Annotated in this window: 13 protein-coding genes; 6 read left to right on the forward strand and 7 right to left on the reverse strand. The window is 55.2% G+C overall.

Annotation, left to right across the window (positions count from 1 at the left end; all coding sequences use genetic code 11):
- Positions 1-44 precede the first annotated feature (44 nt).
- The gene (locus JMJ16_RS31305; RefSeq protein WP_201387981.1) at positions 45-2,060 is read right to left on the reverse strand and encodes an FHA domain-containing protein; all 2,016 of its coding nucleotides are present in this window, start codon (positions 2,058-2,060) and stop codon (positions 45-47) included.
- 304 nt (positions 2,061-2,364) lie between these two features.
- Here JMJ16_RS31305 and JMJ16_RS31310 point away from each other — a divergent pair, with 304 nt between their 5' ends.
- Positions 2,365-4,032, forward strand: a complete 1,668-nt coding sequence (locus tag JMJ16_RS31310; protein ID WP_201387983.1) for a glycosyltransferase 87 family protein — start codon at positions 2,365-2,367, stop codon at positions 4,030-4,032.
- An 86-nt stretch (positions 4,033-4,118) separates the two neighbouring features.
- Here JMJ16_RS31310 and JMJ16_RS31315 read toward each other — a convergent pair whose 3' ends face one another.
- The 4 genes from JMJ16_RS31315 to JMJ16_RS31330 all read right to left on the reverse strand — a co-directional run bounded on the left by JMJ16_RS31315 (position 4,119) and on the right by JMJ16_RS31330 (position 9,750).
- Complete coding sequence (locus tag JMJ16_RS31315) at positions 4,119-5,843, reverse strand: phospholipid carrier-dependent glycosyltransferase (RefSeq protein ID WP_201387986.1); 1,725 nt, start codon at positions 5,841-5,843, stop codon at positions 4,119-4,121.
- Between the two features lie 76 nt (positions 5,844-5,919).
- A complete protein-coding gene (locus JMJ16_RS31320; RefSeq protein ID WP_201387988.1) occupies positions 5,920-7,665 on the reverse strand; it encodes a glycosyltransferase family 39 protein in 1,746 nt (581 codons plus the stop codon).
- Between the two features lie 210 nt (positions 7,666-7,875).
- Positions 7,876-8,973 (reverse strand): RNA polymerase sigma factor RpoD/SigA, encoded by a 1,098-nt coding sequence (locus JMJ16_RS31325; protein WP_201387990.1) that lies wholly within the window; start codon positions 8,971-8,973, stop codon positions 7,876-7,878.
- A 456-nt stretch (positions 8,974-9,429) separates the two neighbouring features.
- Positions 9,430-9,750: a DUF2171 domain-containing protein gene (locus tag JMJ16_RS31330; RefSeq protein WP_201387992.1), complete on the reverse strand. Its 321-nt coding sequence runs from the start codon at positions 9,748-9,750 to the stop codon at positions 9,430-9,432.
- Between the two features lie 474 nt (positions 9,751-10,224).
- Between JMJ16_RS31330 and JMJ16_RS31335 the strand changes: the two genes are divergently transcribed.
- The gene (locus JMJ16_RS31335) at positions 10,225-12,633 is read left to right on the forward strand and encodes a valine--tRNA ligase (protein WP_201387994.1); all 2,409 of its coding nucleotides are present in this window, start codon (positions 10,225-10,227) and stop codon (positions 12,631-12,633) included.
- Between the two features lie 55 nt (positions 12,634-12,688).
- Here the strand turns inward: JMJ16_RS31335 and JMJ16_RS31340 are convergent, their stop codons facing one another.
- On the reverse strand, positions 12,689-13,405 hold the full coding sequence (locus tag JMJ16_RS31340) for a zinc ribbon domain-containing protein (protein ID WP_201387996.1): 717 nt from the start codon (positions 13,403-13,405) through the stop codon (positions 12,689-12,691).
- A 251-nt stretch (positions 13,406-13,656) separates the two neighbouring features.
- On the opposite strand from JMJ16_RS31340, the gene JMJ16_RS31345 reads away from it, so the two are divergent.
- Positions 13,657-14,592, forward strand: a complete 936-nt coding sequence (locus JMJ16_RS31345) for a LysR family transcriptional regulator (protein WP_201387998.1) — start codon at positions 13,657-13,659, stop codon at positions 14,590-14,592.
- A 70-nt stretch (positions 14,593-14,662) separates the two neighbouring features.
- On the opposite strand, the gene JMJ16_RS31350 is transcribed toward JMJ16_RS31345, so the two are convergent.
- Positions 14,663-16,960: an ATP-dependent helicase gene (locus JMJ16_RS31350; protein ID WP_201388000.1), complete on the reverse strand. Its 2,298-nt coding sequence runs from the start codon at positions 16,958-16,960 to the stop codon at positions 14,663-14,665.
- A gap of 361 nt (positions 16,961-17,321) precedes the next feature.
- Here JMJ16_RS31350 and JMJ16_RS31355 point away from each other — a divergent pair, with 361 nt between their 5' ends.
- From JMJ16_RS31355 to JMJ16_RS31365, 3 genes are read left to right on the forward strand one after another with little or no spacing between them, the layout of a single operon-like run.
- Positions 17,322-18,095, forward strand: coding sequence for a hypothetical protein (locus JMJ16_RS31355; protein ID WP_201388002.1), 774 nt, complete (start codon positions 17,322-17,324; stop codon positions 18,093-18,095).
- The gene (locus JMJ16_RS31360) at positions 18,092-18,946 is read left to right on the forward strand and encodes an energy-coupling factor transporter ATPase (RefSeq protein ID WP_201388004.1); all 855 of its coding nucleotides are present in this window, start codon (positions 18,092-18,094) and stop codon (positions 18,944-18,946) included. The genes JMJ16_RS31355 and JMJ16_RS31360 overlap by 4 nt, the downstream gene beginning before the upstream one ends.
- A complete protein-coding gene (locus JMJ16_RS31365) occupies positions 18,939-19,811 on the forward strand; it encodes an energy-coupling factor transporter ATPase (RefSeq protein ID WP_201388005.1) in 873 nt (290 codons plus the stop codon). The genes JMJ16_RS31360 and JMJ16_RS31365 overlap by 8 nt, the downstream gene beginning before the upstream one ends.
- The last annotated feature ends 8 nt before the right edge of the window (positions 19,812-19,819 follow it).

The following is a 19,819-nucleotide window of genomic DNA, read 5'->3' on the forward strand; positions in this document are numbered from 1 at the left end:
TTGAATTGTAGGGTCCAAGCTAGCTTGGACCCTACAACAACTCTCTAGGCGTGTTCGATTTCGACAAGAGGAGCTGTCTGGGGTGTGGTGACGCCAGCTTGCTGGAAGAGCAGGCTGTATCGGCCAATCTGGATATTGTCTCCGTGATGCAGGGGATAGCCAATGCCGCTGGTAAGCTTGCGTCCATTGATGAACACTCCTTTGGCGCTGCGCTGGTCGAAGAGCACAAACTGGTCATTGACACATTTGAGTAGCGCGTGGTGGCGCGAGGTAAGGTTATCTTGCTCCAGAAGAATATCGCTGGAGCCAGCGCGTCCCAGGGTGATGGTCTCGGCTGGCTCTAGCTCGATCTCTATGGGGGTAGCAGTGTAGGGCGAGGTGATGGTAAAGCGCGCTTGCGTTATTGCAACCTCTTCTTGTACATCTAATTCAGTGATAGGCTCTTGCTGGGCCTCGGGTTGAGGCTCATCCACTGGCTGGATGCCGGGTGGTGGCGTGAGCGGTGGCGTAGGAAGCGGTTGTGGGATATCTGGTTCCGGCTGTGGTAGCGTTACTGGTTCCTCGGGAGCAAGTGGCTCTGTGCGTGGCTCCTTTGGCTCAGGCACCTCGGTTGGCTCTGTGGGCAGCGATGGCTGCTGCGGTTGTGGATGCGTTGGCACCGGCTCGCTAGGCGTTGGCTGCTCAGGCTGTGGTTGAGGACGAACGGGTTCTATCGGCTTCTCAGGTGTGGGCTGTGTAGGTTGAGGCTCAGCGGGAATAGATGGCTCCTGTGGCTGAGGGCGAGTGGGTTCAGGCTCAACTGGTTTGGGTTCAGTTGGCGGTTCAACTGGTGGCTGGACTGGCTCTGGCGCGGCAGGAGGGATGGGCTGCGCGATATCTGGCTCGATACGTGGTTGTGGTTCAGGCTGCTGCTGTTGCTCTATTACCGGAGTAGCGCCTGGAGTGTGAGAAGATGCCAGCATCTCCAGGAGCGAAAGCGTATTTGATGTCTCAGCCTGTCTCATTGGTTCCAGTGGGGTGGTATGACTGGTTGGTGTGGTCTCCGACATAGGTGTAGCTAGGGGGGAAGGGGTGAGCAGCGAGGCCAGCAATCGCTCGAATTGAGAGGGTTCTGGCGCCGCAGGAATGATCTCTTCAGGTTGCTGTTCCTTGTCTTGCTGAGCAGCCTGTGCCTTAGCCTTCTCTGAAGCTGAAGCCGCGAAGATCTCTTTGAGCAGGTCGAGTGAAAGCACGGTTGTCTCAGGCATTTCAGCAGCGCCTTGCTCTGCATTGCCGAATTCGTTTGGTAAGAAAAGGGTGCCTTCTAGAGCCTGGACGAAGGCTAGCACAGTGGAATAGCGTCGCTCGGGGTTGGGATCGAGGGCACGGTGGAGAATCGTCTCTTGCTGTCTCGTAACGTGGGAATTGAGAGGGAGGAGCGAAGGTGGAATTTCAAACTGTTTCTGGCGCAGGACCTCCTGGGGGCGACCAATAAATGGGAGGCGGCCAGCTAGCCAGAAATAGAGCAGAATAGCTAAGGCATACTGATCGCAAGCGGGGCTATAGTGACGGTGCCACTGTTCTGGTGCCGCGGTTGCGGGTAGTAGAAGAGGCTGTAGACCTCCCACATGTTGCGCGAAGTAGGTAAAGCCTGCGTCCGCGACCTGGAGCGATGTGGTTTCCGTAGGGTTGGAGATTTCTTCATTGAGAAGGACATTGGAGAATGTGAGGGCACCATGGATATACCCATGCGTATGCAGGTTATGGAGGGCCTGTGCCAGTGGCACAAGCTGCTTGATCGCGACCTGTGGCAGCATTGGTGCTTGAAAGTGTGCTCGCCCTGCATCACCAAGCAGGGAGCCAGCCGCAAAGTAGGTGCGTGTGGCATACAGGCGCCCCTCGAAGTCGCCATAGTCGAGGAGGGCTGTGAGTTGTGGGTGAACAATCAAGCTGATATCTTGCATCTCGTGGAAGAATTGATAGCGAGCAGAATTGGGGAGCGCAGGCCATGGGTGCATGACTTTAAGCGTCACTATACATCCGAGATGGGAATCTTCTGCGGCATAGCTCTGGCTGATCAAGCTACCCCCAGGGCGCGCACAATACGATAGCGCGCAAACATCTGACCTTCTGCCAATTCTTGCATACTTTCACCTCACAATACGTATTCCAGTGCTATGAAGCATGGGGATATCGGTGCTCGGACTTATGCTTCGCGTCGTTATTGTAGCATACCATGCTCGCCAAGAATAGAGAGAGACTTGTAACACCCAGGATAGCCCAATGGTGGGAGTGCCTTGTCTTCAGGGATGGACACTACTATGCTGCCAGTGTGACCCGTCGATGATTGGAACGTCGTAGAAAGAAAAGATAGAGAAATATTCGATGGATACTGATATCTCACAAGAGAACGATGCTCAGCATGACTCTTCAAGCATACAGACTTCTTCTAATGCTCGGCGGGGGTGCCTGCTCGCTGATCCATGCGTTATTGCCCTGGGTGTAGCTGTAATCTTTTATGCTGCCTCGCTTACGCATCTTTTGCCGGGCGTGGGTATCTGGCATGCCGTGCTGGATATGGCTTTACTCATCTGTATAGGGACCTTGCTGCTCTATAAAGCCTACCAGGTTGCGCGTGCGCATGTATGGCCTGCCGGGAGGCGCCAACGCATGGTACTGGATGCCTGCCTCTTGCTCTTGATGGGTTCTCTTCTCTTCTACGGCGCCTCCTGGCAGATGTTCAAGGCCTATACCGATGCCGCGAAATACAATTGCTATGCTCTAGCTTTCTGGCAGGGCCTGGACGCGGTCAAGACCTTACCTCCAGCACAATGTGAGTTTATCTTTCGCCCGGTTACTTTTGACCAGGTAGCCGCGCCTCAGACACAGCAACATGTGCAGCAACCTCCATCTCTGTTAGACCAGGCGGAGCAGTATGGCGTTCCTGCCTCCTGGGTGCATCAACTGCGCGCCTGGCAGCCTACCTCGCAGCCCCTGCATACGCTGCCGAATGAGTATCCATTGCCTGTATTGCTGCCATTCTCGCTGGGGCTTTTAGCACCGCAGGGTTGGTACCAGGTTAGTTTTGCCATCTGGATGGTGTTGCTAGCAGGCCTGCTGTGTTATCTGCTGGCGCGCTATCGTTCACGGGAGGCGGCCCTCTCATGTGCCTTTTATCTCATTACCGGTTGCTGGGCGACGGCGGTGGGCCGTTTTGACCTGTTGCCAGCGCTGTTTACGTTGCTGGCGGTCGTCTACGCAGCCCGCTCGCGTTGGGGCTGGGCATTTGCCTACCTGGCCCTGGCCACGCTCTGTAAATTTTATCCAGTATTGCTCTTGCTTCCCTTCCTGCTCCAGCAGCAGCGCCTGGTGCAGGGGAACTGGCGTGCCTGGCAACGCTGGCTTCCCCTGGTGGTCTTTGGGCTTGTGTGCGTGGGCATTGTTGTGGTTTCACTGCTCTTCAGTGTGGAGGGAACCTTGAAGCCCCTGACCTACTTTGGTGACCGCCCAATCCAGGTAGAGTCGCTGCCCGCCTCGCTAATGTGGCTCACGAGCCTGGTCACGGGATTGCCCTTGACCTTCAAGTTTACGTATGGTTCCTTGAACATGTTTGGCTCGCCCGCGCAAATCATTGGTATTCTGAGTACGCCCTTGTTGTTGGTAGGCCTGGTGTACACCTACTGGCTGCAATGGCGAGGCAAGATCGATCTGGCGACCAGCTCACTCTTGACGCTCCTCCTGGTGATTAGTACTAGCAAAGTGTTCAGTCCCCAATACTTGATCTGGGTGGCGCCGCTGGTGGCCTACGTTGGCCAGACAAACTGGCGCTGGATGGTGTCCTGGGGACTTTTGGGTGTGCTGACAACCTTGATCTATCCCTACATCTATATCTCCGTCTCGTTGCAAGCGGTTCCCCAGCAGCCAATCTTCTTTCCCATTGTCACCATACGCAATTTTATTCTGGCTGGTTTTATTATTGCACTCCTGGTAGCAGGTCAACGCGAGCAGCTCTCTGCGCGTTCGCAGGAGCATTCACAAGCCGCGCTTTCATGATGTGGTGAGGTTGGATAGGTAGCAAGAAGGCCCGCGTCACATACAACGCAGGCCTTCTTGTCTCTCAGGTGGAGAATAGTGCTTTACTAGGCCTGGTGTGCGTGCTCTTCCTGAGTGGGCATTGCTGCCTGGGAGTGGCGGGGCCACCAGTAGTAGAGAACCAGGAAGGTAGCTAGAGGGGGGAGCAGTGTCGTCAAGAAGTCCCAGCCATTCCAGCGCCCAAAAGGTGAGATAGGAAAGAAGAAGAGGTAGAGGAAATGGATGGTCAGCGTAAATTGCAGGGTTGTACCCACCAGGGCGCGCGGCAGGCGACCACGCGCGGGTAGGCAGATGCAGGCCAGACCTATGACCCAGGTAATATACCAGGGGAAGAGCCAGGTGATGACGAGGTAGAGCAGCGATAGGAAGGCGATACAGGCCAGTGCCCATACTTGAATACTGGGTTTACGCCAGAGCGCGACCAGGCCTGCTAGCATCGAGGTGCCTATGACAATCACATTGATGATCCGCCAGACAACGGGGGTTGCCAGCACGGTAAAGATTGTGTAATTGACGCCCTCCTGCTGACTCTTGTTCCAGTCGAGCCAGCGGCCAGCGGCTTGCTGAATGGAGTTGTAAGATAGGTAGGAGGATGGTGGGGACGAGAAGCTCTTGATAATATCGGGAACGCTATGTCCCAGGCAGAAAGGCAGATAGAAACCGATCACCAGCACCGCGCAGAAGGCACCGCCAATGAGGATATCCCTGCCTGCCTCTAAGAGCTGACCCCGAAGCGCTTTCCCTTGTTGAGCCGCGGCCAGCATAGCCCGCCGCCCCATGAGTACGAAGAAGAGCAAGACCAGGGGGGCGCAGGAATACTTGATCAGGATCGCGATAGAGAAGCAGGCCAGCGCGGGCAGGTAGTCGCGTACCCTCAAGCGCTCTGTGAAGGCGCGTAGTTCGTGCTGTAGCCAGCAGTAGGCCCCCAGAAGGAGGAAGGTGACCATAACCGTATCGTTATGGCCGCCCAGGCCGTTCTCTTGTAGCATCAAGGGATTCCAGGCATAGAGAAGCATGCCCAGGGTGACTGTACGCTCAGGGCGTCCCAGTTTGCGAAGAATCAAACCCACCAGGAGAATATTACAGAGATTGGAAGCCAGTGCCAGGAGGCGATAGGTCAGCAGGTAAGACAAGATATTTGTGCCTGCCAGGGTTGAGACCAGTGTACAGATGAGTACCCAGAAAGGTCCATAGGCGCATGTGGCACCCCGCCAATCGTCATACAGATTGAGTTTATCAGGGTAGTTTGTGAGTAGATCAAAGTAGGGGCTGGCATGATAGGCTGAGACCAGTCGTCCGTAGCCAGCGTACACAAAGACATCATTGGAGAGCATAGCCGGCGTGAAGACGAAGCAGAGGCCAGCCAGGAGCGCAATTGTCATAATCCAGCGTTGAGTGACGCGGTAATTTGCCTGAGCGGGCTGGCGTGCAAACCACCAGGCGCTTATGCCATAGACAAGAAACGCGAGAAGGGTCGCGCCGATAAAGAACACCAGGCTGGTATTTTTCACTGATCTGGCAGGAGTGCCCACGAGATGGAGATCTGTTGGGAGCCAGGCACTCAAGCTGAGAAGTGCATTGATGAAGGGCGCGATCCCATTCATATGCTGTACCCCAACCAATCGTGAGAGGGGTGAGAGCATCAATACTGTGCAGAGCAGGAGCGCCAGAGCACAGAGGCCGAGTCCTCTCAGGGAGGGACTCGGCGGCGCCTTTACTTCTATACTGGTATTCGCTGTGGCCGGGAAATGTTCTGATATGGTTGAATGCATACGGTAAACAAACTCCTGGCTACATGCTCAAACGCAGATCGCTTTCTGAGTCGCTAGAGAGGCGACCTAGGGACGGTTAGCGCGAGAGAATGTAGCAGTAAATGGTATTGCCACCGGTGACGGTATGCACAATATGCGAGCGCCAGGGTTCGGGTATCGTATACCCGCGCTGTTGCAGGTGCATTGGCCAGACAAGGTAGTCGCTTTTGTAGGTGCGATCGGACGGGGTCACCGTCGAGAGGCTGAGCTGTTTGGGTAAATCCTGATTGTAATAGTACCAGCTCTGCTCATCCTGAGGGCCGCTCCCTAGAGTCGCTGAGGAGATCGCCACGAGACCAACCCTGGCAGGCCCTTTATCGTTGTCAGCCAGCCAGAGGACAGCATCGCGATAACCTGGATAGGCCACTTGCAGTGAGGCATTTTCGTTTGGGAAAAGTTCACTGGTATAGCCCTCAGCATCCGGAATAGTCACGAGGCCGATCAGGTGTGGAATTGTGAGGATGAGTACCATCAGCGCAATGGTGATTCCTGCACGAGCGTTCAAGGGTGTATAAGGGCGTACGAGCGAAATTTTCTGCTCATCGAGAGGTGTCCCATCTATCGCGACTGCCTGACTGCTTCGCTGCTTCCACAGTAGGGAACGGCGGTAGCGTAACAGGACTGCCAGGCCAAAGGCTCCACTTAGAGCGATAGGTGGCACCACTGGCAGATAGTAGTGTGTCCCTACAACAATATTTAGCAGGCCATACATCGCTACGGCGCTAACGAGCCAGATCGAGAGGAAGACCACGCTAGCTGCCTCCATCGGGGCAACGGTGTTTGGCGCGCGGTGATAGCGAACGAGTTTGACTATAGCATACACGATAAAGCCGAGCGCTGGCAGCGTCAGGAATACGCTGAGCTTGGCTCCCAACATGTAGAAAATGGTCCAGCGTGGCATATGCTCGTAGGCGGCTCCGGCCATAAAGGTGAGATGTCCATTTGAGGAGTGATTCCACTCAAAAAAGAAGCTTTGAAAGAGCTTCACAGGTGGATTGGTCCAGATGGCGGGATCGACGAGCAGGAAAACGAGTGGCGAGAGCAGCATGGCGCCAAGCCACCATTTCCACGGTAGTTTGCTAGCTTCGCCCAGGCGAGGACGTATGAAGAAGGTATAGTAGAGCGCATAGAGCACCATACCTGGCACCAGGAAGACGGCGGGATATTTGCTATCAGCCGCCAGCCCCAGGAAGACGCCCACCAGCAGATACATCCAGGGACGCTGGACCGCGTACCACAGCAGCAGGAAGGCGATGGTCGCGAGCGCGGTCATCGTCATATCCAGATAAGCCAGGGCGCTAAAATAGGCCAACCAAGGGCTGACCGCTAGGCAGAGCGCTGCCAGCGTGGCCACGGTACGCCCAAAGGGGCGGCGACCAAGCCAGTAGATAGCTGCGATCAGGAGCACGCCCATAACAATGCTGGGAACGCGCCCGGCCTGTAGCGTGGTGAGAGGATGTCCCAGGCGCGAGTTACACGCCAGAGTGAAGCCAATTAAGAGCTTTACCAGCGGCGGATGCTCGTAGTTGTAGTGCCAGGCTGGCGAGGTGAATTGGAGGTGGGTGAGGAGGGGGAAATAGACTTTTCCGCCCCAGATATAGACAATCTCGTCGGTAACCATGTCAAGCTGGTTCGCAAGCTGGATGCGTGGAATAAGCGCCACGATGAACAGAACGAGGACCACACAAATATCGATAATAGCAGGGCGTGTAAGCCTGAAACGCGAGGTGGTGCCTCTCTGGATCGTGCTCTCTTCCTGGCGTTCAGTGAGTTGTTTGATCATGCTTAGAAAGCCTCTCCGCCAAGATGTTATGTGTCAAACGAAGCGTGTTGATGTGCCAATGAGCAATTAAGAAGCTGTAGCCGTAGTATATATAGCATACTCTGGTAGTGTTGTCGAGCAAATAGCATGAAATACATACGACTGTAGGATGCGCAAGAGGGCGTCTGCACATGCAGACGCCCTCTTAATCCTGTTTTATACTATGACGGGTTAAACGCAGTCGTGAAGCGCTTGCGCGTTGGTGACACTGCGGAGCTTCATGAGCGCCACAACTTCGAGCTGGCGTACACGTTCTCTGGAGATACCGAGCTCTTTGCCCACCTCCAGCAATGTACGGCTGCGACCATCACCTATGCCATAGCGCAGCATCACGACTGAGCGCTCTCGCGGCGTGAGCACGGCCAGGGCGCGGTGGAGTTCTTCTCCAAGCAGGTGGCGCGAGGCTGTCTCGGCTGGCGCGGGAGTGGTATCGTCTTCGAGCGTATCGCCCAGCGAGTAGCGTGTCTCATCGTCAACGGGTGTGTCGAGGGAGACTGGCTGTTCGATAACTCCGAGCAAATTTTTGACCTCGTCGACCTCAAAATGACAGGCCTCCGCGATCTGCTCAGGCATAGGATCAAGCCCGTTTTCCTGGGAGAGCTGAGCGGAGATGCGGCGAATCTTGCGCAGGCGCGTTGAGACGTGTTCAGGGAGATGGATCATGCGCGATTGCTCGCCAGCGGCGCGGCTGACGGCCTGGCGAATCCACCAGGTGGCATACGTGCCGAAATGGCAGCCACGCTGGTAGTCAAACTTCTCAGCGGCGCGCATTAAACCCAGGTTACCCTCCTGGATAAGATCGATCAGGGGGACACCTGTGCTGGTGTAGCGGCGTGCAATGGAGATGACCAGGCGCAGGTTGGATTCGACGAGTTTACGGCGAGCTATGGTGTCGCCTGCCGCCGCTCTTTGTGCCAGGTCGATCTCTTCCGCGTGTGTGAGGAGTCCATACCCGCGAATGTCACGCAGGTAGCTCTGGAAGGCATCTTCAGAACCATTGGCCTTGGTACTGGTTACCCCACCGCGATGGGTATGTGCTGATGAAGTGCTATCCTCATCGCCCTCTTCGTCGTCGTCATCATCATCACTCAGTAGGGCTGCGATCTCGTCTTCCAGTACCACAAAATGGGGAAGAGATTCGGTTGTACGTTGCGCTGTAAGCGCCTCGTCAATCTCAATGCCCAGGGAAGTGGTGAATTCTGCTAGCACATCCTCGTGGCTAGAAAGCCTGGATCGGCGCTCATCACTAATAGGATTGGCAATTGCCATGCTTCCACGCTCCCTTCTGGAAATCTACCGACAAATCAGCGTCGGCTCCATGGCCCGGTCTACAAAATAAGCATTCAGCTTATTGTGGCAATCTTTGGCTTCTGTCTGTTTATCTATACGTCCTAAGTGTAGCCAATGCCGCTTGTTATTACATCAGGTAATTACCTTAAATCGAGTAAGGTTCTAACCGTATCTTGTAGGGAGATAACAGTAGGCAGTTTTGTGCCAGGTCCAGGAACCCACGGTTGCTTCCGTCGAGACTACAGCATAGCCAGAAAAACGGGATTTTGAGGTTCTATGCCTTAAGATGATTTTCCTGAAAGCAGGTTGCCTGATTGTGGTAGAGCGGGTAGAGAGATACGCCTCTTTTCGGGAAAGTGCAAAAAAACACCGGTCTGGCTGCTTGCTATACCGGACCGATGCTCTTACTGCATGTAGTATGCGGATTCAAAGAAATTATGCGCGATGGGTATTTAACGGATTATCGAGGTCAGTGCCGTGATCGTAGAACGTTTGCAGGGTGTCACCTGTATGCTCGTTGGGGCGCTGATCCCAGCGCATCTCTCTGGCCTCGGCCTTACTGACCATAAGATGGACGTTTTCCTCATCAATCGTTGAGATCACACTATAGGGAATATAGCGATCCTTGTGGAAGAGGAGCCCTTTCTGCACCAGGAAGGAATCATCATAGACATCTTCGACATGCCCCAGATCCTCATTCTCTGCGGAATATACTTCCATGCCTTTATGTATATTGTCCGGTGTCCACTGTGTCATGTGGCTTTACCTTCCTTTCTACTGTATGTAAATGTCACAATGCAAAAGTTGACCTTATTATCTGGCTATCTTGCCATATTCACGCGTTACGCACCAGAAAAGTTTCATTTCTCTTCGCTCCTGCCACTTGACTCAACCGTATAAGAGCGGTATGATAACCCTTGTAAACAAAATCTATAAAGTGACTGCGAACGAGCGGAGTAAGGGAAACGCGGATTGCCAGAGAAGAGAGGCCACCGGGTGAGAGCCTCTTTCAATTTAGTCCCCTGAACGTGGCTCGGAAGTCGAAGAACTGAGATGCCCAAAACGTGTAGTAAGTTCTTCCGGGGTGTGGCCCGTTATTGCTGCGCATAAGGATAGTCTGACCCTTGTCATGGTTGGGCGGGTCGACTATCGAATCAAGGTGGTACCGCGAGCGCTGCCCTCGTCCTTGTTTGACGGCAGCGGAATGTCTTTACCTGAAGGAGTACCACGATGAGCTTGCCCGACCGCTACAATTTTCGCTCCGCTGAGCCGCGCCTGGCGCAGTTCTGGCATGATGCCCAGACCTACGCTTTTCCGCCTGATGGCTCTGCGCCTGTCTACACGATTGATACCCCACCCCCTACCGTCTCTGGTGAACTCCATATTGGACACTGCTATTCCTATACGCAGGCTGATGTTATCGCGCGCTTTCACCGTATGCTTGGTGAATGCGTTCTCTATCCTATGGGCTTCGATGACAATGGTTTGCCTACGGAGCGCTTTGTTGAGAAGACCATCAAGCGCAAGGCTCTGGAGATGGAATTGCCCGAGTTCCTGGAGCAGTGTCATACCCTGATACACCAGACCGAGGAGCGCTTCGAAACGTTCTGGCGGCGCTTAAGCCTGAGCATCGACTGGCGCTATCGCTATTCCACCATTTCGCCGCAGGCGCAACGTACCTCGCAGTGGTCGTTTATTCAGCTCTACCAGGCAAAGCGTGTCTATGCGCTCCCGGCCCCCACCCTCTGGTGTCCCGAGTGCCAGACCGCAATAGCCCAGGCGGAAGTTGATGATACGACACTGTCAACGCGCTTCTCTACCCTGGCTTTTACGCTGGAGAATGGCACGACACTCCCTATTGCGACCACGCGCCCAGAACTGCTGTCAGCCTGTGTCGCCGTCTTTGTTCACCCTTCGGATGCGCGCTATGCTGGCCTGGTTGGGACACATGCTTCGCTCGCGAGCGCGTCTTTCGCCTCCAGAGAGCGTATTGAGGTTCCTATCCTTGCGGATGAGGCGGTTGATCCCGCCAAAGGGAGCGGCGCGGTTATGTGCTGCACCTTTGGCGATTCCACCGATGTTCGCTGGTGGCGCACCCATCAATTGCCGCTGCTGGCAGCTATTGGTCGCGATGGACGCATGACGGAACTGGCAGGACCACTGGCCGGTCTCTCTGTTCCACAGGCACGAAAGCGTATCCTAGAAATCCTGGCGGAGCAGGGATTGATCTTGCAGCAAGAGACAGTTGAGCATAACGTCGGCGTTCATGAACGCTGTGGTACGTCCGTCGAATACCTGCACACGCGCCAGTGGTTTATTCGTGTCCTGGACCAGAAGGAGCGTTTCCTTGAGGCCGGGCGCCAGATTCGCTGGACGCCTGCCTTTATGCAGGCGCGCTATGAGCACTGGGTCGAGAATCTGCAATGGGACTGGTGTATCTCGCGCCAGCGCTTCCTGGGCGTTCCCATTCCCGCCTGGGCCTGCCGGGCCTGTGGACAACTACTGCTGGCCTCGCGGGAGCAGTTGCCGATTGACCCGCGCACGACCGCACCCGAGCAGCCATGCTCCTGTGGCTCGACGGAGTTTGAGCCTGAACGCGATGTTATGGATACCTGGGCGACCTCGTCGTGCTCGCCTCTGATCATCGCGAACTGGGTTGATGATCCAGAGCGCTTTGCGCGTCATTTCCCGGCCAGCCTGCGTCCTCAGGCGCATGACATCATTCGAACCTGGGCCTTCTATACCATTGTTAAGGCTCTGTATCATACTGGCGAGATTCCCTGGCGCGAGGTCCTGGTCTCGGGCCATGCCCTGTCGGCGGAGCGCTCGAAGATCTCGAAGTCCAAGGGGAATAGCCACACGGGTGGACCACTGGAACTAGTTGAGCGCGAGTCGGCGGACGCGTTGCGCTACTGGGCGACCTCGATTAAGCCCGGCCTGGATACGCCCTTTAATCCCGAGCTGATCGCCAATGGTCGTCGCCTGGTCACTAAGCTCTGGAACGCGGCCCGCTTTGCCGCGCGTCACTTGCGGGAACTCTCGCCCGAGGAGATAGCTTCTACGCAAGAGCCGGCTGGACTCCTGCCAACGGATCGCTGGCTGCTGGCTCGCCTGGCGCAGACCATTGAGCACGCCACCAGGGAACTTATGGAGAACGACTATGCCGCTGCGCGTGCGGAGGTCGAGCGCTTCTTCTGGTCGGATTTCTGTGATAACTACCTGGAACTAGTCAAGGCGCGGTTGTATAACGATGAGGGCGAGCACACGCAGGCGGCCCGGTGGACACTTTATCAGGCCTTGCTGGCGGTTATAAAGCTGCTGGCCCCATATATGCCCTTTATCACAGAGGAGATCTACCAGGGCCTCTTTCAAGAGAGGGATGGTGCATCCTCGCTGCATCTCGCGCCCTGGCCCCAGGCGCCCATGTGGTGGCAGAATGCGCGAGCCGAGGCCGATGGGCAGGCGTTGCTGGACCTGCTAAAACAGGTTCGGCGCTATAAAGCGGAGCAAGGACTCTCGGTTGGGGCAGAACTGGAGCGATTGGAGTTGAATGTTCGTCCAGATCTCAAGGATATGCTTGAGGCCGCCCTGGTCGACCTCAAAAGCGCCACGCGTGCGCGGGAATTGATCTTCACCTAGCAAGAGGCATAGTGGCGGCATACCGTGCGCTACGTACGTAGCGCACGGTCCCTTCCTACAGGACAGAAGCGATCATGGCTAGTACGCCAAAGACCACTAATGTCCCTCCCAGGTAGATATCTTCAACCTGACCAGGGTTTGCTGCTGGCACTACAGTGCTCAAGCCTTCAGCAATAATGAGAACGATAAAACCAATGATCGTGATACCTAGAAAGGCCAGTAAACGTACCCACCACTTTAAACGTGGTTTTTTGTGCTTGATCATAATAAAGACAAGCGCCACTATAGCAACCAGGAAGAAAACTAAAAGAGCAACAATAGATATATCATTGCTAGTGAAGCCGGTTAGAAAGCCAAATACTCCCAGACTAGCCCAACATAAATTGAAGAGATAGAGCATAATACTCAAAATAATTCCACCAGTGGAACGTCCCTGTTCGATTGGAACTTGAGGATATATCGGGGTTGCGTAGTAAGGCGTTTGCATTCCCGCAGATTGTTGTGCGTAGAGAGGAGGTGCATAGGCTTCCCCTGAGCCATAAGGACTGTAGGAGGCTGGAGTTGTATAGACAGGTGTTTCCTGGTAATTAGGGGTAGTAGATATCGCATCTTGCGATCGCCTGGTGACCCCATACATCTCTTCTCGCTGATTGACCGTATAGAGATCATTATTGGCGGGTTTCTCAATAATTTGCCCACAGGCCTCACAATAAAAGGCGCTGAGATCGTTGGCTTTACCACAATGAGGACAGTTTCTCATATAGTGCGGCATATTTCCACGCGCTAACGTGGAAGGGGAGCCATCCTCCTGTTTACGTGTTTTTATGCATCAAAACATCTTCAGATGATATTTCTCATATGCCTAGTTGGTGCTAGAAATACTGGTTTATAAAAGCGTTCCCGGCATAATCATACACTGTTTAGTTCTCAATGTACAGCGAGAAACTGGTAATGGTTGCTTTTGAGGTATGATAAACAGGAACCGTTGTCTTTGCAGCGAACTAATTTGCATTTATCACAACCATGAATTTACAGAATCTACGTATCTTTTTGAAAGTCGCAGAGCTTGAACATGTGACGCGCGCGGCGGAGGAGCTTCACCTGAGCCAGCCTGCTGTAACCAAGATGATTCATAGTCTAGAGCAGGAGGTGTATCTGAAGCTCATTGAGCGCCAGGGGCGGCGCATCGCCTTGACTAATGCCGGGCGTGTGCTCAAGGAATACGCGCAACAACTCTTCTCGCTGGAGCGCGAAATGGAGGATGCCCTAAAGGAGTTGCGCGATGTCGAGGGCGGCGAGGTGCGCCTGGCCTTCAATCGCACGGCAGGTGTCTACCTGTTGCCGCTCGTTGTCTCGCGCTTTCGTGCCCGCTATCCGCAGGTGACGCTGCATATTTCTATCCTAAATTCACCTGAGATTGTGCAGGCCCTGCTCAACTGGCAGCTGGATTTTGGTCTTGTCGAGAGCGATACCTCGATCTGCCCGCCAGAGTTGCAGGTCGAGATGTCGACGAGTGATGAGCTGATCCTGGTGGTGGCACCCACTCATAAATGGAGCAAGCTTCAGGTCTTGCCGGTTACGGCGCTAAATCAGGGCGAATTGATCCTGCGCGAGGAGGAGAGCGTTATTCGAGTAATGATCGAGCAGGAGTTGGAGCGACACGAAGTTCAAATTCACTCCCTTTTTACCCTGACCGACAACGAGGCGGTAAAACAGATGGTCATAAGTGGCGTAGGCGCGGCGATTATCTCTGCCTTCTCGGTGCAGCGTGAGCTTATGCGTGGAGAACTGGTGCATGTTCCTGTGAGCAACCTTAATCTGCGTCCACAGCTTTGCCTGATGCGGCGTGCGGATCGACGGATCTCGCCCGCGGCTCAGGCCTTCTGCGCCGTGCTCTCGCCCATTCTGGAGCATGGCCTGGAGGCCATACGCGCCTCGACCTTCGAGGGTGGCAGGTAATATCGTGTATGTAGTGTTGATGGGGCAATGTCTGTGGCATTGCCCCATCAACACTACATACACTTTTTGCTTAGAATAAAGTTGGCATGCTTACGGCTGGTGGAGCTTTGGGTGGTTGCTCGCGTGGATCACCATCGCGTGTCATCAGGTAGGGATTGAGGATGCCGTCTTCGTCGGTGGGCTTGAGTCCAGCCTCATAGATGAAGCGGGATGCCTGGGCATCGCTACCGCGATAGCGCAGGAGAGAGGTCAGGAAGAGCAACTGTTGTGCGCGTGTGTAGGCAACGTAGGCCAGGCGGCGCTCCTCAGCGATGCCCGAGGTTTCAATCGGGCCATCCTCCGTCATGGTAAAAGAGCGCTTGTGCGGGAAGATGCTCTCCGTCATGCCCACGACAAAGACCACCGGCGCCTCCAGTCCCTTAGATTTATGCACTGTCATCAGGCTGACGCAGTCGCGCTTGTTCTTGCTACTGTCCTCGGCCTGTTCTTTAAGCTGGGCCATGGCCTGCAAGAAGTGGCGAATGGTATGGTGGCGCTGGGCGATCTCGGTAAGCTCTTCCAGCTCGTCGTAGCGCCCCTCAAGCTTGACCTCTTCGCGTGGCTTTGGTGTCTCCTCGTCTTCGTCCGCGTTCTCTTTGTGGCGGCTATCATAGTGCAGCAGATGGGTGTCGTAGGCGTATTCGCGCAGGAGCTTGATAGCCTCGGCTGGCCGATTGCGACACTTATTGCTGATACGCTGAATCAAGCCAACGAAGTCTTTGACGCCCAGCTGGAACTCAGAGGCGATGGTATAGGCCTGCTCTTCACAGAACTGTAACAGTGGCTGTCCCCCGGCAAATGAGGAGAGTGTGCCATAGAAGGTAGGCGTAAAGCGATGCGAGATCTTTCCTGTGCGTGTGAAGTACTCCCGAGAGGGGATATTTGCCACCACGCGGAAGGCCGCGTTCTGCTCGCCGCAGTGTACGGGCGTCAAAACGTCTTCGCGTCTGCGCGGATTGGGTGTCTGGCGCGATGCGAGAAAATCCTGGTAGATGCGCGTGCCATCGACCAGGGTCAGGAAGGCCAGAATGTCACGCGTGGTCTTGCGCTTAAAGAACGAGGAGCCGCCTACCGTGCGGTAGGGGACGCGGTGCCGGGCCAGGGCGATCTCCAGGTTGGCCAGGTGATGATTGGTACGCGCCAGCACGAAGATATCGCGATAACTGAGTTTATCCTGCTGGGTACGCCAGGTGCGGGCCAGCTCCTCAATGCGCGTCGCGACCCCGTCGGCCTCGCTCTCCTGGTCTGGGTAGGCTGTGACCAGTACTGGTGCACCACTGGGCAGTGTTGGGCGCAAGACCTTTTCGAAGCCGGGCGTGATATCATTTTTGCTGATCAGGGTATTTGCGGCTTCGAGGATCTGTGGCGTCGAGCGATAGTTGTGCTCGATGCGATAGATCTGCCCCTTGGGATACATGCTTTTGAACGAGAGGATCGAGGCCTCGGGGCTGGCGCCACGGAATTGGTAAATGGCCTGGTCCGGGTCACCAACGACGACCACGTTATGCCTGGGCGCGGCCAGGTACTGAATCAGCTTATACTGTGAGGGGCTGGTATCCTGTGTCTCGTCGATCTGGAGATACTGATAGCGATTCTGCCAGGTCTTGCGGAATTTGGGGCTGCTCTCAAGCAGCAACAGCGGAATATAGATCAGGTCTGAGAGGTCGTAGAGCTTCTCCTTCTGCTTGGTCTGCTCATAGCGCTCAAAAAACTCCTGATAGCGGGCCGCCAGTTCGGGCATGAGTCCCAGGTGGCGGCGGAAGAAGTCCTGTGATTGATCGGGCTGGATAAGCTCTTCCTTGGCCCGGTCGACTGCTGCCAGCACGTCGGTAATATTGACTTCCCAGTTCATGCCGCGTGAGCGATCGCTGCGCCAGGGGCGTACAATATCTTCGGCCAGCCATTGGCGTGGATCGCCGCTGATGAGGCGCTGGTTGAGTTCCTGTGGTTTAAGCTGGAGCTTCTCGCGTAGCATGACGTGTCCCAGACCGTGAAAGGTCACGACGCGGAGGGCCTTGAGATCTTTGATGAGTAGGCCCCTGGCTTTCAGGCTTTTGAGGGCGCGCTTCTCCATCTCCTCTGCGGCGGCGCGGGTAAAGGTGACACAGAGAATGGCCTCGGGGGCAACCCCGACATCGGCGATCAAGCGCACAAGGCGTTGCACGAGGATCGCGGTTTTGCCTGTGCCTGCCGCCGCGATAAAGGCCGCAGGACCATCTGTATGGGCGATGGCGGCCGCCTGTTGCGGATTGGCGACAAACTCTATCTTTGAAGCTGTTGTTTTCGAAGCTGTTGTTTTCGCTCTGGATTGTGCTCGCTGCGTTGCCATCCTACAAATTTCTCTTCCTATACTTACTATCCAAGTTATCTCTGTCACGGTTTTGTACTATAGCATGCCCCGCCAGTGATGGCAACGACGCATAGTACCGGGCGTCCCAGCAGGAAGCAGGCTCTCCGGGCCGTTTTTTAGGCGCTTTTTGTAGTCCTCCGGTACGCTAACAAAAAGGGCATTGCTTGAGAAAGCGTGTTTTGGGCGGGGATGTGAACTTTATCACTGCCCTCTTCTCTGCCTTTGACATATACTGGCTTCTAATGTCGCGTGTGCGTACTGCGTTGGTCGTACGGCCTTGTGTTCTGGCAAAAAAAGGCTACAATCAGAGAAAAGCAGTTTAATTAGGTATGTAAATTCTATGTTTCGAAATTTAAAAGCTATTGAAATCGCTGAGGGCGCCCTGTTGGCTGATGTCGCGGTTATCGCGCAACTGGCTGTGACTTATCTGCCCCTGGTGGGAGAGGTCTTTCGCAGCCTGATCTTTCTGGTCTTCGCTGTTCTGGTCTTGCGCCGTGGACTCTATACGGCCTGTTTTGGCCTGGGGGTCGCACTCTTCCTGATTCTGGTGTTGATGGGACCAGCGGCAATGCCGCTCATCTTCCTGGAATGTGTGGGCGGGCTTTTTTTGGGTTTTACCATGCGCCTGCGTCTCCCGCACTGGCTCCTCCTCTTCATTGGCATTACTTGTGGGGCTATGGCGTTTTACGGATTGGTCCTGCTGGTATTTGTGCTCTCGGGTCGTCCATTGGGGACGATTACCCATACCATTGACCAGCTTAACGCTAGCATGAGTCAGCTTGTCACGCTCTTCACAAAGCGATTGGGATGGTATGCCTGGTGGCAGCATACCTGGGCCACGCGTGCACAGGCGCTTGGACTCTGGTTAAAGTCGTACTGGTGGCTGACACTTTATCTTGTAATGTGCGCGATCATGCTCCCATTTGTGACGATTGTCTATACCTCTATCAACTTGTTTGTACGCCTGCTTGGCTATGATGTGCGCCCGTTCCCTGGACCACGGATTGAGCGTTTCGTGCGCAGGCTCCTTATGGGGGCCTTTAAGCTTGTGCGTGAGATGCTCTTACGTTTGCACAGCTGGAGAAGGCAGGAAAAGAGAGGAGAGGCCGCGTGAGAGAACAGGCATCATTTATTGACTTGCAGGGTATTTGCTATGCTTATCCAGCTTCTGGTGAGGCAGAAACTACAACCTCCCTCGCGCTCAATGAGGTCTCGTTGCAGATTGACCGTGGCGAATACGTCGTGCTCCTGGGTCATAATGGGAGCGGCAAGTCAACCCTGGCACGCCATTGTAACGCTTTGCTCTTGCCTGATGCCGGGCGTGTACTGGTGAATGGTATTGATACGCGTGATGAGGGGAAGCGGCGCTATGTGCGTGATAGTGTGGGCATGATCTTTCAGCATCCCGATAATCAGATCATCGCCACCATTGTGGAGGATGATGTGGCCTGGTCTCTCTCTGTGCGTGGTTTCTCGCGCCAGGAGATTCGAGAGCGTGTCTCTCAGGCACTTGAGGCCGTTGGCATCGCGCATTTGCGCCATTCACCTCCGCATAAGCTCTCCGGAGGGCAGCGTCAGCGCCTGGCAATCGCTGGAGTGCTGGCGCTTCGCCCACAGTGTATCATTGCCGACGAGGCGACATCTATGCTTGATCCGCTCTCCCGCCGCGAGATTACCCGCCTGTTGCATCAGCTTCAGCAAGCGTATGGTCTCGCTGTGATCCAGGTGACACACCTGCTGGAGGAGGCTGTACTGGCTGAGCGCGTGGTGGTAATGGAACAGGGCCGTATCGCGCATGAGGGGCAGCCCGTTGAGATCTTTCGTGACCTGGAGCATTTGCGGCGTTTGAAGCTGGCTATCCCTGAGCCGCTAGAACTGGCGCAGCGCTTGCGGTTGAGCGGTTTCTCTATCGCGCCCGAGGCCTTGACGCTGGAGGCCATTGCGCGGGAGGTAGCCCGTGTCTGAGCCGATTATTCGTGTACGTCAGTTGAAGCATATCTATCAAGCTGGCTCCCAGCCAAAGGTGGCGCTTGACGAGGTGAGCCTGGAGATTGCTCGTGGGAGCTGCACCGCCATCATTGGCGTCACGGGCTCTGGGAAGAGCACGCTTATCCAGCACTTTAATGGTCTGCTCTTTCCCTCTGCGGGCGAGGTCATCGTGGATGGCGTGAAGGTGATTGCGCGGGGCGTCGACCTGCGTTTACTGCGACAGCGGGTGGGGATGCTCTTTCAGTTTCCGGAGATGCAGCTTTTTGAGAAAACCCTCTTCGACGATGTAGCCTTTGGCCCAAGGCGGATGAAATTGCCATCCGCTGAGATAGAGGTGCGGGTGAACACGGCGCTTGAGAGCGTCGGACTCGCGCCCCAGCGCTACGCGAAACGTTCGCCTTTTGAGCTGAGTGGTGGTCAGCGGCGGCGTGCTGCCCTGGCTGGCGTCCTCGCGATGCAGCCCACGGTCTTGATTTTGGATGAGCCAACAGTAGGCCTGGATGCCGAAGCTCGTACCGAGTTCTATACCTATCTGCGCGAGGCTTCGTTGGAGCGAGGCATAACCATTATTCTGGTTTCACATGATATGACTGAGGTCGCGGCCCTGGCGGATAATCTGCTGGTCCTCCACCAGGGGAGACTGGTTGCCCAGGGAACTCCGCGTACGATCTTTGCCCAGGCGGATCAACTTGTAGGTTGGGGGCTGGCACCACCGCCGTTACACGAGCTCTTTGTCTTGCTGCGGCAGCAGGGGATTCCGCTTCCCATTGATGTCTATTCGCTCGAAGAGGCTTTTGCCTGGCTAGCTACACATAGCAAGCTCTCCCGCTCATCGTCGTAGTTGCCTCC

The sequence above is a fragment of the Ktedonobacter sp. SOSP1-52 genome (assembly GCF_016587395.1).

What these genes read in the sequence shown, in the direction of transcription:
- JMJ16_RS31310 (WP_201387983.1), top strand. Translation starts at nt 2,365, where the DNA reads ATGGATACTGATATCTCACAAGAGAACGATGCTCAGCATGACTCTTCA.
- JMJ16_RS31315 (WP_201387986.1), bottom strand. Translation starts at nt 5,843, where the DNA reads ATGCATTCAACCATATCAGAACATTTCCCGGCCACAGCGAATACCAGT.
- JMJ16_RS31320 (WP_201387988.1), bottom strand. Translation starts at nt 7,665, where the DNA reads ATGATCAAACAACTCACTGAACGCCAGGAAGAGAGCACGATCCAGAGA.
- JMJ16_RS31325 (WP_201387990.1), bottom strand. Translation starts at nt 8,973, where the DNA reads ATGGCAATTGCCAATCCTATTAGTGATGAGCGCCGATCCAGGCTTTCT.
- JMJ16_RS31330 (WP_201387992.1), bottom strand. Translation starts at nt 9,750, where the DNA reads ATGACACAGTGGACACCGGACAATATACATAAAGGCATGGAAGTATAT.
- JMJ16_RS31335 (WP_201387994.1), top strand. Translation starts at nt 10,225, where the DNA reads ATGAGCTTGCCCGACCGCTACAATTTTCGCTCCGCTGAGCCGCGCCTG.
- JMJ16_RS31340 (WP_201387996.1), bottom strand. Translation starts at nt 13,405, where the DNA reads ATGCCGCACTATATGAGAAACTGTCCTCATTGTGGTAAAGCCAACGAT.
- JMJ16_RS31345 (WP_201387998.1), top strand. Translation starts at nt 13,657, where the DNA reads ATGAATTTACAGAATCTACGTATCTTTTTGAAAGTCGCAGAGCTTGAA.
- JMJ16_RS31350 (WP_201388000.1), bottom strand. Translation starts at nt 16,960, where the DNA reads ATGGCAACGCAGCGAGCACAATCCAGAGCGAAAACAACAGCTTCGAAA.
- JMJ16_RS31355 (WP_201388002.1), top strand. Translation starts at nt 17,322, where the DNA reads ATGTTTCGAAATTTAAAAGCTATTGAAATCGCTGAGGGCGCCCTGTTG.